Raw genomic sequence first — 14312 nt, 5'->3', positions numbered from 1 at the left:
GGACGTCACAGCACCCCGCCCGCCTCGTCCTGGAACGCCTGGGTCCAGTAGTGCCAGTCGGCGGTGGTCGTGGTGGCCGTCGGGTCGACCGAGGAGAGGACCTGGAGCATCGTCGCGGCCAGTTGGTCGTAGGCCCGGGTGGTGAGTTCGTGGGACAGGGCCTCGTCGATCGTCCGCTCGCGGTGGTGCAGCCAGAGGGTGAAGGCGAGGGTGGAGACGTCCGTGTTCAGCGGGTACAGCTTCGCCTCGGGCTCGCTCCAGTTCAGGACCTCGCCCGTCGCGCCGTCCACCACCAGGCTGTTGTCCTCGACCAGGTGGCCCAGGCGTATCAAGTGGTCGGCCCGGGAGGGGAGTTCGAAGGGCGAGGCCGTGCCGGGGCGGTCGTCCGCCGCGTACTCGGAGAGGGTCTGGAGCGGGACCTCCGTGTCCAGCTGGAAGAGGACCGTGTCCTCCGGCAGCCCCGTCTCGCGCAGGAAGCGGCGCGTCGGCTCGTGGGTGAGCGTGGCCGGGAAGTCGACGTCCTCGAAGCGGACCACGCGCCCGAGGCCGAACTCCTCGTCCAGCAGGCGGGCCGGGACGTCCAGGGTGAGGCCGCCGGCCGTGCCGGGACCCGTGGCGAGGGACAGGGGGCGGATCAGGGCGGCCGCCTTCCAGTACGGCGGAACCTCCTCGTCCGTGCCCTCCTCGAACAGCGCCAGGAGCTGCCGCGACGCCTCGGCCGCCGCCTTGGTGCCGTGGCGGCCCGCGAAGGACGCGAACTGCCCCCGCAGATCCGCCAGTTCCTCGATGACCGCGGCGAACCGCACCAACGCCTCCAGGGAGGGCGCGAGCGGGCGGTCTTCCATCAGCTCGAACAGGTACGCCGTGCTGATCTCGCCGGTGCCGCCGTCCAGCAGGAGCGACTCCGCCTGCATGCCCGCAGGGGCCGACAACTCCCCTATCAGCAGCCTGTCCCGCAGCCCCTCGGCCAGGCCGGGGCCACCGTCCATGGACTCCGCCAGCGTGTGCAGCCCGCCCGTGCGCAGTGCGGCGAACGTCAACAGGGCGCTGTCGCCCGGCAGTCCGGGCCCGGTCAGCCGGCGCCGGGTCGGCGCATGCGTCACGTACGGATCGAGTTGATCCTCGGTGAAGGTGATCGCCACGGTGGCGACGTCGGTCGTGCTCATTGCTTCCCCCGGATGTTCCCGCTCGCAAGTCCCCGCGCGGGGCCCGCCCGGCCGGCCGCACGAAGCGGACGCAGCCCAATGGCACGGTCGCCGCCGGATGACTCGGCAGCCGTTCCCCACTGCCCAGAACACTACGCCTCGCCACTGACAACGACCCCTGATCAGTAGACGCTCAGCACACTCTCGCCCGTTCCCGTCCCGCGAGAATCGCCTCCACCGTCTCCCCCACGGTCAGTTCCGAGCTGTCCAGCCACAGCCCGAGGCGCGGCGTCGAAGCCCGCAGCGCCCCGTCCAGGTCCGCCACCGTCCAGGCCCCGTACCCCGTCTTCGCCCGCCCGGCCTCCCGCACCGCCACGGCCTCGGCACTCGGCGCCAGCACGACGACGTACAGAGGACGGGTTCGGACCAGTCCGACGTACGCCGCCAGATCCTCCCCCAGCACCACGTCCTGCACGACCGCGGTGAACCCGGCCTCCGCGTACGCGTCCGCCGTCGCCGCCGACAGCCGGTACCTCAGCCGGAGTTGGGCCGCGCCCTCGCCGTCCGAACCCTCGCCCCCGGGGACGTACTCCTCGCGCCCGGACACGATCATCCGCCGGAAGACGTCCCCACGCACGTGTGCCGCACGCGGCAGCCGCTCCGCCAGCGCCTGAGCCACCGTCGACTTGCCGGACGCCATCACACCCGTGATGACGACGACGCCCCTCACGTGAAGTACGCGCCGCCCAGCACGACCGCCGCATACCGCGGCTGGTCCTCGGGGCCGCTCTGCCGCACGCTCAACGGTCCGTCACCACGGCGGCCTGCGGCCTTATCGGCAGCCGGTTCACGGGGCGTCCCGTGGCGGCCCGTACGGCGGAGGCGATGGCCGCCGGGGACGTCACCACCGGCACCGCGCTGACCGCCTTCGCACCGAAGGGGGCGACCACGTCGCGCTCCTCGACGAGCTTGACGATGCGGATGTCGGGCGCGTCCAGAGCCGTCGGCAGGGCGTAACCCGTCAGGTCCGGGTGGCGGATCAACCCGCGCGCGGTGCGCAGGTTTTCCGTCAGCGCGATGCCCACGCCCTGGGTGACGCCCGCCTCGATACGGGCGGCCAGCTGGGTGGGGTTGAGCACGCGGCCGACGTCCTGGGCGAGCGCCAGCTCCACGACCCGTACCGAACCGAGCTCGATGTCGACGTCGACGACCGCGCGGATCGCGCAGAAGGCCATGCCCACGAAGGCGTCGCCCTGGCCGTGCTCGCCGAGCGGCTCGGTCGGGTGCGGGCGGCACTGGGCCGTCGCCCACAGCTCCTTGCCGTCCATCGCCTCGGTGACGGTGGTCGACAGGACGCCGTCGTACGAGGTGATCTTGCCGTCGGTGATCTGGAGCAGTTCGGTCGACATGCCGAACTTGTGCGCCAGGGGCTGCAGTAGCTGCGTGCGGACCATCTTCGCCGCGCGCTCCACCGCACCGCCCGACACCCAGGTGTGGCGGCCGCGGCAGCCCGCGCCGGCCGGGGGCTGGTCGGTGTCGACGGGCGCGACGTGCACCTCTTCGATGCCGAGCGTCTCCTGGACGATCTGGCGGGCCAGCGTGGTGAAGCCCTGGCCGGTCTCCACGGCCGCGCACAGGACCGTCGCCACGCCGTCCTGGACCTTCACGGTCGCCGTGGACACCTCGTCGGCACCCTCGGCGCCGAGCATGTGCACCATGCCCAGGCCGTAGCCCACGCCCCGGCGCACCGCGCCCGGTTCGCCCGCGCCCTCGGGGCCGCCGGGCAGCAGCCACTCGTCCTCGGGGGTGTCCTTGGGGAGCGCGGGCAGCGGGAAGTCCTGTACGGCCTGCAGGAGTTCGGCGACCGGCGCCGGGCACGTCACCGTCTGGCCGGTCGGGAGTACGTCACCGGTGGCCATGGCGTTGCGCAGGCGCAGTTCCGCCGGGTCGATGCCCAGCTTCTTCGCAAGCTTGTCCATCTGCGCCTCGTAGGCCGCGCAGACCTGCATCGCGCCCTCGCCGCGCACATGGCCGGAGGGCGGGTTGTTGGTGCGTACGGCCCAGCCCTCGATGAAGGCGTTCGGGACGACGTACGGGCCGCAGGCGAACGCCACGGCGGCGGCCAGGGCCTCGGAGGACGTCTCGGCGTACGCGCCCGCGTCGAGCAGGATCTGCGCCTCGACCTTCACCAACTTGCCGTCGGCGTCGGCGTGGTGGCGGTAGCGCAGCAAGGTGGGATGCCGGTGGGTGTGGCCCAGGAAGGACTCTTCGCGCGTTGCGGTGAGCTTGACCGGGCAGCCGGTCTTCAACGCCAGCAGGCCCAGCGGCAGTTGGAAGCCTTGGTCCTCGCGGTCGGCCGTCGCGCCGGGCACGCCGGTGACGACGACCTTGACGCGCTCGGGTTCCAGGCCGTAGCAGGCGGCCGCCGTGTCGCGGTCGGTGTGCGGGTCGGTGGAGGCCAGGTACAGCTCGACGCCGCCGTCGGGCCGCGGCACGGCGAGGCCGGCCTCGGCGCCGATGGGGGCCGGGTCCTGGCGGCCGATGCGGTACTGGCCCTCGACGACGATGTCGCCGACCGCGTCCGGGTCGCCGTGGCGCAGCGGGATGTGCCGGATCAAGTTGCCGTCGGGGTGCAGCGGTTCGGCCTCGAAGGCCTGCTCCGGGTCGGTCACCGGGTCGAGCACTTCGTACTCGACCATGATCGCCGCGGCGGCCATGCGCGCGGTGTCGGGGTGGTCGGCGGCGACCGCGGCGATGGGCTCGCCGTGGTGGCGCACGATCTCGGAGGCGAACACCGGGCGGTCGGCGGTGCCACGGCCGTAACGGGCGGTGCCCGGGACGTCCTCGTGCGTGACGACGGCCCGTACGCCGGGCATCTCGCGCGCGTGGGATGTGTCGATCGACACAATGCGCGCGTGCGGGTGCGGGGAGCGCAGGACGGCGGCCCACAGCAGGCCCTCGGCCCACAGGTCGGCCGCGTACGGGAACGTGCCCTCGGTCTTGGCGCGGGCGTCGGCGGCCGGCAGCGGGGCGCCGAGGCCGTGCGGCAGTGACTCGGGGGCGGGTGCTGCCTCCGCGGCGGTGGTCGCGGTGGCGGCTTCGTTGCTCACGCCTGGCCTCCGTCCTGGCCGTACGCCTGGTCATGCGGTCCCGTGGGCCCCGGGTTCATGGCCCCGGGTGACTCGAACGCCGACGGGTTGACTCCGCCGGCTCCCGGGCCCGCCTGGTGAGGGATACGTGCCCCGTCGCCGTCCTGTTCGGAAGCGTCGCCCGCGGAGTGCGCCTCGCGCTCGGCGACGACCTCCTGCACGGCCTCCACGACACCCCGGTAGCCGGAGCAGCGGCACAGGTTGCCGCACAGGGCCTGGCGGGTCTCCAGCTCGGTCGGCGCCGGGTTGCCCTCCAGCAGGTCGTGCACGGTCATCGCCATGCCGGGCACGCAGAAGCCGCACTGCACCGCGCCGCACCTGGCGAGGGCGCGCTGCACGTCCGAGGGCTGCCCGTCGACGGCCAGGCCCTCGACCGTACGGACCTCGCTGCCCGCGGCGGTCACGGCCGGCACCAGGCAGGAGGCGACGAGCCGTCCGTCGACCTGGACGTTGCAGGCTCCGCACTCGCCCTGCGAGCAGCCGTCCTTGGCGCCCGCGAGCCCGAGCCGCTCGCGCAGCACGTACAGGAGCGACTCGCCGATCCAGGCGTCGGAGACCGGGCGGTCCACGCCGTTGACGCGCAGGACGTAGGAGGCGAGGGGGTGTTCCTCGCCCGGGAGCGACGGGCGTTCGTCGTCGTCCGTGTCCGAGCCCTCGGAGGGCTCCGCGTCGAGCGAAACGTCCGAAACGTCGGGCACTTCGGAGGTGGTTGGACCGGCACCGTCCGGCCCTGCGTCCACCGCGGGCTCCGCGAGCGCCTCCACGGGCCCCTCGGGCGCCTCTACGGCCCCGTCGGCACCCTCGGGCGCCTCGGCGGTCCCACGGGGCCCGTGAGGCCGCCGTGAGGCGACCGGGGCGGGTTCCGTCGGCGGCTCGCCCTCGTGCCCGGAGGCATCGCCGGGTGACGTCGGCTCCTCGGTCTGCGGCTCGCCCCACGGCTGCCCCGCCGGCTCCGTGGCCCACGGGGCCGGCGCGCCGCCCGGAAGGGTCGCCGGAGGCGTGCCGCCCCACTGCTGGACCAGGGACGAAGTGGTGAACTCGCCCGATTCGTCCGGAAGGTCACCTCCGGCGACGGGAATCGACCACTGCCCGGTCACGTCGTGACCGGGCGCGGGCGCGGACTCCGTGGCCGCCCTCTCCTCGAAGTTCCACTGCTGCGTGGTCGCGGGGTTGTACGTGAACCGGTCGCCGCCGTTGTCCTGCGGCAGGGCGTTCGGGTCGGGCCACTGGGCGCCGTCGGCGGGCACCGCCCAGCTGCCGGTCGACTCCGGGTCGGCTCCCGCGCCCGTGGCGGGATTGACCGTTATCTGCGGCGGCACATAGCCGTGGCCGGGTGCGGCGAGCGGGCTGTCCGAGGCCAGGAGGGCTTCGATGCCCCCTTCGGGGAGTTTCACGAAGGCGGTCGCGCCGTCGTCGTAGTCGCCGTGGGGCAGCGGGTCCCAGCGGCCGCCGCCCTGGGGCATGCCCTCTCCGTGCTGGTCGTCGGTCACGACAGCGCCCTCCCCAGTGCTCGTCGGGCCAGCGCGGCGACGGTGCGCCGCAGGTGCAGTACGGCGGGCGGAAGCTGCGGTACGGAGCCGTCGGCCTCGGGGACCGGGTCGGGGATGCAGGCGGCTGCGACGTACTCCCCGAAGGCGGTCAGCGCCTCCGGGACGATCGCACGGCCGTTGTCCCAGTCGATGAGCCGGGCGACCCACTGCTCGGCGTCCAGGGGCCTCAGCGGCATCGGCGCTATGGCACCGACGGCGCACCTGACCCCGCGCCGGGCGGGGTCGAGGACCAGGGCCACGGAGGCGACCGCCCGGCCCGGGCCGGTCCGGCCGGTCGCCTTCAGGAAGACCTGCGGCGCGTGCAGCAGCGGCACGCGCACGTACCCGATGAGTTCGCCGCCCCGCAGCATCTCCACGGAGGCCAGCAGGTGCGACACCGGGATCTCCCGGCGGGCTCCGCCCGGGCCCGCGATGATCAGTGTCGCCTCCAGGGCGGCCAGCACCGGCAGCGCGTCCCCCGTGGGGGCGGCCGAGGCGATGTTGCCGCCCAGGGTGCCCGCGTTGCGGATCTGCGGCGGGCCCGCGGCGCGCGCGGCGGCGGCGAGCGCCGGGATGAGGGCCGCGAAGTCGGGGCGACCCATGCGCGCGTGTGTGAGTCCCGCGCCGAGCAGCGCGTGTCCGTCCTGGTACTGCCAGCCACGGATCTCGCTGATCCTGCCGAGACCGACCAGTGCGGCGGGCCTGAGCTGCCCGGAGTTGACGGCGGCCATGAGGTCGGTGCCGCCGGCCACCGGCACGGCGGCGGGCACGGCGGTGAGCGCCGCCACGGCCTCGTCCAGCGTCGTGGGCAGCGTGACGGCCTGCGCCGCCTGCGGTGCGTGCGTGGTCAAACCGGCTGCCCCTTCCCGCTGCCCCACCTGGTCCCGCCTGTTGCTGCCGTACGGTACGTGCTGACAGGGCGGACGTGGCAACTCTGGCACATCTTCGCAGGGGCCGAAGAACAGGGTCCACTAGGCGGCATTCGCCCGCCTCACCAGCGAGATGGTCCGTTTTCATACGGCATCGCCGGTGCGCGCGAATTGCCACTCTTCGGTGATGCTTGCGACGTTATTGCCTTGCCTGTTCGGGAAGCCCGCCTACCTGTTCGGCGGCGCCCCGTCGATCGGGCGCCCGAGCACACCGGGGCGCTTCTGCCACGGCAGCGGTCCGCTCGGCGGCCGGTAGGCCACGCCCAGGGCGTCAAGTCGCCGGTAGTGGACGGCCATGCGGCGCTCGAAGCCGGCGAAGTCCCGTTCCGCCGCGGCCGGCAGGGAACTCCAGGCCACCTCGGCGAAGGCCGAGAGCCTCGGGTAGGTCTGGTAGTCCACGCGCGCGGCGTCCTCCATCACCTCGGTCCACACGTTGGCCTGGGTGCCGAGCACATGGCCGGCCTCCTCGGGGGTCAACTCCGGTGGAACGGGCTCGAAGCGGTAGACGTCCTCCAGGGTGCGGACGTAGCCGATGGGAACCGGTTCGTCCTCGCCGGCGGCCTGGCGGTGGTCCAGGTAGACCTGCTGCTCGGGGCACATGACGACGTCGTGACCGGCCCGGGCGGCCGCGATGCCGCCCGCGTAACCGCGCCACGAGGACACGGCCGCGCCCTCGGCGAGGCCGCCCTCGAGGATCTCGTCCCAGCCGATGAGCCTGCGCCCGCGCGCGGCAAGCCACTTGTCGAAGTGTCCGATGAACCACGCCTGCAACCCGTCCTCGTCCACGAGGCCGAGTTCCCCGATGCGGGCCTGTGCGGTCGGCGACTGACGCCACTGGTCCTTGAGGCATTCGTCACCGCCGACGTGAATGAAGTCCGACGGGAACAGGTCGAGGAGTTCCTCGAACACCCCCTCGTAGAAGCGCAGGGTGTTGTCAGTGGGGGCGAGTACGTTGGCGGAGATCCCCCAGTTGTCCCAGACGGAGAGGGAAGCCGTGTCGATGACGTCGGTGTTGCCGAGTTCCGGGTACGCCGCGATGGCGGCCTGCGAGTGTCCCGGTACGTCGATTTCCGGTACGACGGCGATATGCCGCTCGGCGGCGTAGGCGACGATCTCCCGGATGTCGTCCTGGGTGTAGAAGCCACCGTGCGGCTTCTCCTCCCACAGCGGTGAGGCCCGGTGGCCGAATTTCGTGCGCGCCCGCCATGAGCCGACCTCGGTGAGCCGGGGGTACCTCTTGATCTCGACGCGCCAGCCCTGGTCGTCCGTCAAGTGGAAGTGGAAGACGTTGAGTTTGTGCGCGGCCATCACGTCGAGGTGGCGCAGGACGCCTTCCTTGGGCGTGAAGTGCCGGGCGACGTCGAGCATGAGGCCGCGCCAGCGGAAGCGGGGGGCATCCTCGATCGTGACGTGCGGTACGGCCCACGTGCGGTCGCGGCCGAGGGGAGCCTTTCGGTACGCGTCGCGGCCGAGGAGCTGCCGCAGCGTCTGGGCGCCCCAGAAGACACCGGCCGCGCTGCCGCCCTCGATGAGGACGCCGGACGAGTCGCTGACGAGGCGGTACTCCTCGGGGCCGAGTCCGGGATCGAGCCGGAGCCCGATGCCGTCGGTGTCGGTGTCGTCGAGTTCCCGCCCCTCACGCAGCGGCAGGCCGGTGGCCTGCCACAGGACGGTGCGCAGCCAGTGGCCGACGCCCTCCGTCCTCGTGCCGGCGTGGAGCCGGGAGTGCGCCGTCAGCCGCACCTCGCCGGAGCCGGCGACAACGCGGCGGGGTGCCGGAATCAGATCGGTCACGTCAGTCCTTTACCGCTCCGCCGAGGCCGGAGACCAGTCGTCGCTGCACCAGTACGAAGAACACCAGCACCGGAATCGTCATCACCGTGGAGGCCGCCATCACGCCTCCCCAGTCCGGCTCGTCCGGCTTGAAGAACACCAGCAACGCCATCGGCAGGGTCGACTGCGATGTGTCGCTGATGATGAAGGACTTGGCGAACAGGAAGTCGTTCCAGGCCGAGATGAAGGAAAACACGCTCGTGGCCACCAACCCCGGGAACACGAGCGGGAACAGAATCCGCCACAGGAATCGCGCCCGGCTCGCCCCGTCGATGTACGCGGCCTCCTCCAGAGCCTCCGGGACCGCCTTCACAAACCCCCGCAGCATCCAGATCGCGAACGGCAGCGAGAAGGCGATGTGCGGCAGGATCAGCGAGCCCAGTGTGTTCAGCAGACCGAAGTCCCGCATGAGGAAGAACAAGGGGATCGTGAGCGCCTCCACGGGCACCATCTGAGCCACCAGAAACATGATCAGCAGGGTGGTCCGGAAGCGGAAGCGGAATCGCGTCACGGCGGTCGCCGCGAGAAACGCGATCAGTGCCGAGACGATGACGACACTACCCGCCACGACAAGGCTGTTGACGAAATACCGACCGAAATCCTGCTGCTCGAACACCCGCCGGAAGGAATCCAGCGAGGGCGCGGAAGTCCACGGTCTGGGATGCGCCGACTCGATCTCGCCGGACGGTTTGAAGGCGCTCAGCACCATCCAGTACAGAGGGAAGGCGACGACCACGGCGACCAGCAGGGCCGAGGCCTCCGCCGCCAGCCGCCACGGACGCTGCACACGCACGCGTGGAAGAAGATTCACAGCTCTTCCCCCTGCCGGCGCAAGAGCCGCAGATACACCAGCGTCACGGCGAGCAGGATCAGCAGCATCACGATGCCGATCGCCGAGCCGAGGCTGTACTGCGAGGACGCGAACGCCTGCTGGTAGGCGTAGACGTTGAGGACCAGGTTCTGGCCCGCGATGCCGCCGCCGTTCGTCATGACGTAGATCTGCGTGAAGACCTTGAAGTCCCAGATGACCGACTGGATGGTGACGACGGTCAGGATCGGCCGCAGCATCGGCGCGAGCACGGACCGCCAGATGCGCCACTGCGAGGCGCCGTCCAGCGCGGCGGCCTCCAGCACTTCACCCGGTACGGCGCGGATGCCGGCGTACACCGTGACCATCACGAACGGGAAGGAGCACCAGACCACTTCGAGCAGCACGAGGAAGAAGGCGCTGAAGCGGCCGTACGTCCACGAGTAGTCGCCCAGCCCCAGGGTCCGGTTCACCGGCCCGAAGTCCGGGTCGAAGAGGAACAGCCAGACCGTGGACCCAGTGACCGCCGGCGTCGCCCATGCCCCCAGCGCGGCCAGCATCAGCACCAGCCGCGGCAGGGCACGCACGCGCGTGAGCAGTACGGCGAGCGCACATCCGACGGCGAGGGTCGACACGACACAGGCCGCCGCGAACAGCACGGTGGCCAGCAGCACCTGCCAGAACTCGCCGTCGGAGAACAGCGCCGAGTAGTTGCCGAACCCCTTGAAACTGGTCGGCTCGCCCCCGCTGACCTGGGCCTGCGTGTACTGGAAGAACGAGATCAGCCCAAGCTGGTAGATCGGATAGACGAGCAGCCCGCCGAGGACGACGAGGGCCGGGGCAAGATAGAGCCAGGGGGTCGGGCGAAGGTTGGTGCGCAGGTTCACGGGCTCAACCCACGGAGCCGAACGCGTCGTTCATCTTCTTCGCCGCTTCCTTCGAAGCAGCGGCGACGTCCTGCTTGCCGCTGATGACCTCCTGCAGCATCGTCGGCAGCACCAGCTGGGAGTCGATCTGCGACCACGCGGGCGAGGCCGGCACGAACTTGGTACCGGCGGCCAGGGTCTGCGCGAAGGGCTTCACGTACGGCGCCTTCGCGGCCGCCTGTTGCCGTACGTCCGCGAACGTCGGCAGGAAGCCCATCGCACCGAACATCGAGGCCTGTGTCTTCTTCGAGGTGAGCTGTTCCATCAGATCGACGGCGAGCGTGCGATGCGACGTGCTCTTGAGGACGCCGATGTTGTTGCCGCCCGCGAAAGCGGGAGCGATCGAGCCGGACGTGACCCCCGGCAGCGGTACGACCGCGTACTCGCCCTTCACCTTCCCGGCCTCGACCGCCGTGTGGCTGAAGTCGCCGCCGATCGCCATGCCCGCCTTGCCGGCCGCGAACGCGGTGATCGTGTCGTTGCCGCCCATGCCCGCGCATTTGGCGGCCGGGCAGTTGTCGTCGCCGAACAGCGAGGTGTACGCCTTGATGCCCTTCCGGGCCGCCGTGGAGTCGATGGCTGAGGCGTACGAGCCGCCCTTCCCGGTGGCCAGTTCACCCCCGTTGGCCCACACGAACGGCATCGCGCCGTACGTGTACGCACCGCCCACGACGAGCCCGTACAGGTCGGGTTTCGCGGCCCGGATCCTGCGGGCCGTGGACGCCAACTCGTCCATGGTCTTCGGCGGTTGGAGGCCCAGCTCCTTGAACACGTCCGTCCGGTAGTACAGAGCGCGGACGCCGACGTAGAAGGGAGAGCCGTAGATCTTGCCGTCGACGGTGACCGACTGCTTGGCCGTGGGGTCGGTGTCCTTGGTCTCGCTCCAGGCGCCGAACTCCTTGGTGACGTCGAGGAGTCCGCCGTCCTTCACATAGCCGGCGGTGTCGGTGTTGCCGTACTCCATGACGTCGGGCGCGGACTTCGGGTCGTTGAAGGCGGCCTTGACACGCTGGGCGCGGGTGTCGATCGGGATGTACTCGACGTCGACCTTGGTGCCCTTGTGGGCCTTCTCGAAGGCGACGACGACCGAGTCGACGACCTTCTCCTTCGGCTTGTTGCCGACCTCCTGGAAGAGCCAGACCCGCAGAGTGCCGCTCTTCTCGTCCTTCTCGGAGGAGGAGTTGGAGGAGGTCTGGGGGGCGCAGGCGGTGACGACGGCGGCCGCCGCGAGAAGTACGGCGAGTCGGGAGGGGAGCTTCATGGGGGAGTTCCTCCGTGCGTTGCAACATATGCAATGGCGGTTTCGCTCTGTACAACGCGTCGGAGCCTAGGGACTACATGAACATGTCCACAAGAGGTCTCAACCACTTCGTGACCGGCCGACGCACCCCATGCAACGGCAAACAACACAAAGGCCCTCGGAGCGCGCCGAAACGCGCCCCGAGGGCCTCGCGGAACTCAGACTGCGGACAGGGCTACTTCTTGTCGCCGTCCTTGCCCTTGTCGCCGCCGCCGGCGCCCATGGAGTCGTAGATCTCCTTGCACATGGGACAGACGGGGTACTTCTTCGGGTCGCGGCCCGGTACCCACACCTTGCCGCACAGCGCCACGACGGGGGTCCCGTCGAGGGCGCTCGCCATGATCTTGTCCTTCTGGACGTAGTGGGCGAAGCGCTCGTGGTCGCCGTCGCCGTGGGACACCTGTGGCGTCGGCTCTACGAGGGTCCCCGTACCAGTCCCGCGCTCGGGCTCAAGAGTGCTCATAAATTCCAAGGGTACTGAAGCTCACACGCATCAGTTGAGCGAAGGGTCGTCCGGATACGTGGCCACCATCGCGAGCTCGTTGCGCTGACGGCGCAGGACCTCGCGCCAGAGTCTTTCCGGCGACGGCGAGGACACGTCGCCGGGCTCCGACTCGACGACGTACCAGGCGCCCTCGACCAGCTCGTCCTCCAGCTGGCCGGGGCCCCAGCCGGCGTATCCGGCGAAGATCCTGAGGCTGCCGAGGGCCGAGGCGAGCAGCTCGGGCGGGGCTTCCAGGTCGACCAGACCGATCGCGCCGTGCACTCTTCGCCAGCCCAGCGGTGCCGCGTCGAGGGTCGCGCCGCCCGGGATGACGGCGACCCCCAGGGCCGAGTCCAGGGACACCGGGCCGCCCTGGAAGACGACGCCGGGTTCGCCCGCGAGGTCCGCCCAGCCCTCCAGGATGTCGCCGACGTCCACCGGGGTCGGACGGTTGAGGACGACACCGAGGGAGCCCTCCTCGTCGTGGTCGAGAAGGAGCACCACCGCACGGTCGAAGTTCGGGTCCGCCAGGGCGGGCGTTGCCACGAGCAACCGCCCTGTGAGCGAGGACACCTCGGTCATGCCAGACATGATCCCGCATCTTGCCTTCGTGTGGGGAGGCAATGGGGGTTCGCGGGTGATTGCAGCTCAGGCCCGAATGAGGCGCGCGGGGCGCCCGACGGCGACGGTGACCCCATGTGCCCGTTAGGGAACGGTTCGTGTTGTGACACAGCTATGACGTACCTGGGCGGTCCTTGGGCTTACTGAAGGGGGGTGGGCGGCGATTACCCTTTCCCTTCTGGCCCTGCCCCACTCATCGGAACGCGAGATACATGACCGTCAACGACGATGTCCTGCTTGTCCACGGCGGAACCCCGCTGGAGGGCGAGATCCGTGTCCGCGGTGCGAAGAACCTCGTACCGAAGGCCATGGTCGCCGCCCTGCTGGGCAGTGAACCGAGTCGACTGCGCAACGTTCCGGACATCCGGGACGTCCGTGTCGTACGCGGCCTGCTGCAGCTGCACGGGGTGACGGTCCGTCCGGGTGAGGAGCCGGGCGAGCTGGTGATGGACCCCTCGCACGTCGAGAGCGCGAACGTCGCGGACATCGACGCGCACGCGGGTTCCAGCCGTATCCCGATCCTGTTCTGCGGCCCGCTGCTGCACCGCCTCGGGCATGCCTTCATCCCGGGTCTCGGCGGCTGCGACATCGGCGGCCGGCCCATCGACTTCCACTTCGAGGTGCTGCGGCAGTTCGGCGCGCGGATCGAGAAGCGCGCGGACGGGCAGTACCTGGAGGCGCCGCAGCGGCTGCGCGGCACGAAGATCCGGCTGCCGTACCCGTCCGTCGGCGCGACCGAGCAGGTGCTGCTGACCGCGGTGTTGGCGGAGGGCGTCACGGAACTCTCGAACGCGGCCGTCGAGCCGGAGATCGAGGACCTGATCTGCGTCCTGCAGAAGATGGGCGCCATCATCGCGATGGACACCGACCGCACCATCCGCATCACCGGTGTGGACAGCCTCGGCGGCTACAACCACCGCGCCCTGCCGGACCGTCTGGAGGCCGCCTCCTGGGCGTCCGCCGCGCTGGCGACCGAAGGCAACATCTACGTCCGCGGCGCCCAGCAGCGCTCGATGATGACGTTCCTGAACACCTACCGGAAGGTGGGCGGTGCCTTCGAGATCGACGACCAGGGCATCCGTTTCTGGCACCCCGGCGGCCAGTTGAAGTCCATCGCGCTCGAGACGGACGTGCACCCGGGCTTCCAGACGGACTGGCAGCAGCCGCTCGTCGTCGCCCTGACGCAGGCCACGGGCCTGTCGATCATCCACGAGACGGTCTACGAGTCCCGCCTCGGCTTCACCTCCGCGCTGAACCAGATGGGTGCTCACATCCAGCTGTACCGCGAGTGCCTGGGCGGCTCGGACTGCCGCTTCGGCCAGCGCAACTTCCTCCACTCGGCCGTCGTGTCGGGCCCGACGAAGCTCCAGGGCGCCGACCTGGTCATCCCCGACCTCCGCGGCGGCTTCTCGTACCTGATCGCCGCGCTGGCGGCCCAGGGCACGTCCCGCGTCCACGGCATCGACCTCATCAACCGCGGCTACGAGAACTTCATGGAGAAGCTCATGGAGCTCGGGGCCAAGGTCGAACTGCCGGGCAAAGCGCTCGGCTGACCTCTGCCCCCTGGCTTCGGCCCAGGGCAACACCG

General features: G+C 70.7%; 12 protein-coding genes. 1 reads left to right on the top strand and 11 read right to left on the bottom strand.

The annotated features are described in order from the left end of the window. Positions 1 to 5: 5 nt before the first annotated feature. The 11 genes from ABZ880_RS34515 to ABZ880_RS34465 all read right to left on the bottom strand — a co-directional run bounded on the left by ABZ880_RS34515 (position 6) and on the right by ABZ880_RS34465 (position 12685). Positions 6 to 1166: an SUKH-4 family immunity protein gene (locus ABZ880_RS34515; protein WP_361271128.1), complete on the bottom strand. Its 1161-nt coding sequence runs from the start codon at positions 1164 to 1166 to the stop codon at positions 6 to 8. A gap of 172 nt (positions 1167 to 1338) precedes the next feature. Beyond that, positions 1339 to 1875 carry an AAA family ATPase gene (locus tag ABZ880_RS34510; RefSeq protein ID WP_361271125.1) on the bottom strand — a complete coding sequence of 179 codons (537 nt, stop codon included), beginning with the start codon at positions 1873 to 1875 and terminating at the stop codon, positions 1339 to 1341. Positions 1876 to 1945: 70 nt separating this feature from the next. Beyond that, positions 1946 to 4255 (bottom strand): molybdopterin cofactor-binding domain-containing protein, encoded by a 2310-nt coding sequence (locus tag ABZ880_RS34505; RefSeq protein WP_361271122.1) that lies wholly within the window; start codon positions 4253 to 4255, stop codon positions 1946 to 1948. Beyond that, positions 4252 to 5784 (bottom strand): 2Fe-2S iron-sulfur cluster-binding protein, encoded by a 1533-nt coding sequence (locus tag ABZ880_RS34500; protein WP_361271119.1) that lies wholly within the window; start codon positions 5782 to 5784, stop codon positions 4252 to 4254. The genes ABZ880_RS34505 and ABZ880_RS34500 overlap by 4 nt, the downstream gene beginning before the upstream one ends. Then, positions 5781 to 6674 carry an FAD binding domain-containing protein gene (locus ABZ880_RS34495; protein WP_361271117.1) on the bottom strand — a complete coding sequence of 298 codons (894 nt, stop codon included), beginning with the start codon at positions 6672 to 6674 and terminating at the stop codon, positions 5781 to 5783. The genes ABZ880_RS34500 and ABZ880_RS34495 overlap by 4 nt, the downstream gene beginning before the upstream one ends. Before the next feature lie 246 nt (positions 6675 to 6920). Next, entirely contained in the window at positions 6921 to 8546 is a 1626-nt protein-coding gene (locus ABZ880_RS34490) for a beta-N-acetylhexosaminidase (RefSeq protein WP_361271114.1), read from the bottom strand. A gap of 1 nt (position 8547) precedes the next feature. Then, positions 8548 to 9396: a carbohydrate ABC transporter permease gene (locus ABZ880_RS34485; RefSeq protein WP_361271112.1), complete on the bottom strand. Its 849-nt coding sequence runs from the start codon at positions 9394 to 9396 to the stop codon at positions 8548 to 8550. Then, positions 9393 to 10280, bottom strand: a complete 888-nt coding sequence (locus tag ABZ880_RS34480; protein ID WP_361271110.1) for a sugar ABC transporter permease — start codon at positions 10278 to 10280, stop codon at positions 9393 to 9395. Before ABZ880_RS34480 ends, ABZ880_RS34485 begins: the two co-directional genes overlap by 4 nt. Before the next feature lie 4 nt (positions 10281 to 10284). Then, on the bottom strand, positions 10285 to 11580 hold the full coding sequence (locus ABZ880_RS34475) for an extracellular solute-binding protein (RefSeq protein ID WP_361271108.1): 1296 nt from the start codon (positions 11578 to 11580) through the stop codon (positions 10285 to 10287). Positions 11581 to 11794: 214 nt separating this feature from the next. Next, positions 11795 to 12082, bottom strand: coding sequence for a DUF3039 domain-containing protein (locus tag ABZ880_RS34470; protein ID WP_361271106.1), 288 nt, complete (start codon positions 12080 to 12082; stop codon positions 11795 to 11797). Positions 12083 to 12112: 30 nt separating this feature from the next. Continuing rightward, a complete protein-coding gene (locus ABZ880_RS34465; protein ID WP_361271104.1) occupies positions 12113 to 12685 on the bottom strand; it encodes a YqgE/AlgH family protein in 573 nt (190 codons plus the stop codon). Positions 12686 to 12936: 251 nt separating this feature from the next. On the opposite strand from ABZ880_RS34465, the gene murA reads away from it, so the two are divergent. Beyond that, a complete protein-coding gene (gene murA / locus ABZ880_RS34460; protein ID WP_361271102.1) occupies positions 12937 to 14277 on the top strand; it encodes a UDP-N-acetylglucosamine 1-carboxyvinyltransferase in 1341 nt (446 codons plus the stop codon). Positions 14278 to 14312: the final 35 nt, after the last annotated feature.

It is taken from the genome of Streptomyces sp. NPDC047043 (genome assembly GCF_040644055.1).
Taxonomy (GTDB): Bacteria; Actinomycetota; Actinomycetes; order Streptomycetales; family Streptomycetaceae; genus Streptomyces.
The sequence above is the reverse complement of the archived record's forward strand: the minus strand, read 5'-3'. Positions and strand labels throughout refer to the sequence as shown.

Excerpts from the sequence above, each read along its gene's own strand:
- ABZ880_RS34475 (WP_361271108.1), bottom strand. The coding sequence starts at position 11,580 with ATGAAGCTCCCCTCCCGACTCGCCGTACTTCTCGCGGCGGCCGCCGTC.
- ABZ880_RS34465 (WP_361271104.1), bottom strand. The coding sequence starts at position 12,685 with ATGACCGAGGTGTCCTCGCTCACAGGGCGGTTGCTCGTGGCAACGCCC.
- ABZ880_RS34470 (WP_361271106.1), bottom strand. The coding sequence starts at position 12,082 with ATGAGCACTCTTGAGCCCGAGCGCGGGACTGGTACGGGGACCCTCGTA.
- ABZ880_RS34515 (WP_361271128.1), bottom strand. The coding sequence starts at position 1,166 with ATGAGCACGACCGACGTCGCCACCGTGGCGATCACCTTCACCGAGGAT.
- murA (WP_361271102.1), top strand. The coding sequence starts at position 12,937 with ATGACCGTCAACGACGATGTCCTGCTTGTCCACGGCGGAACCCCGCTG.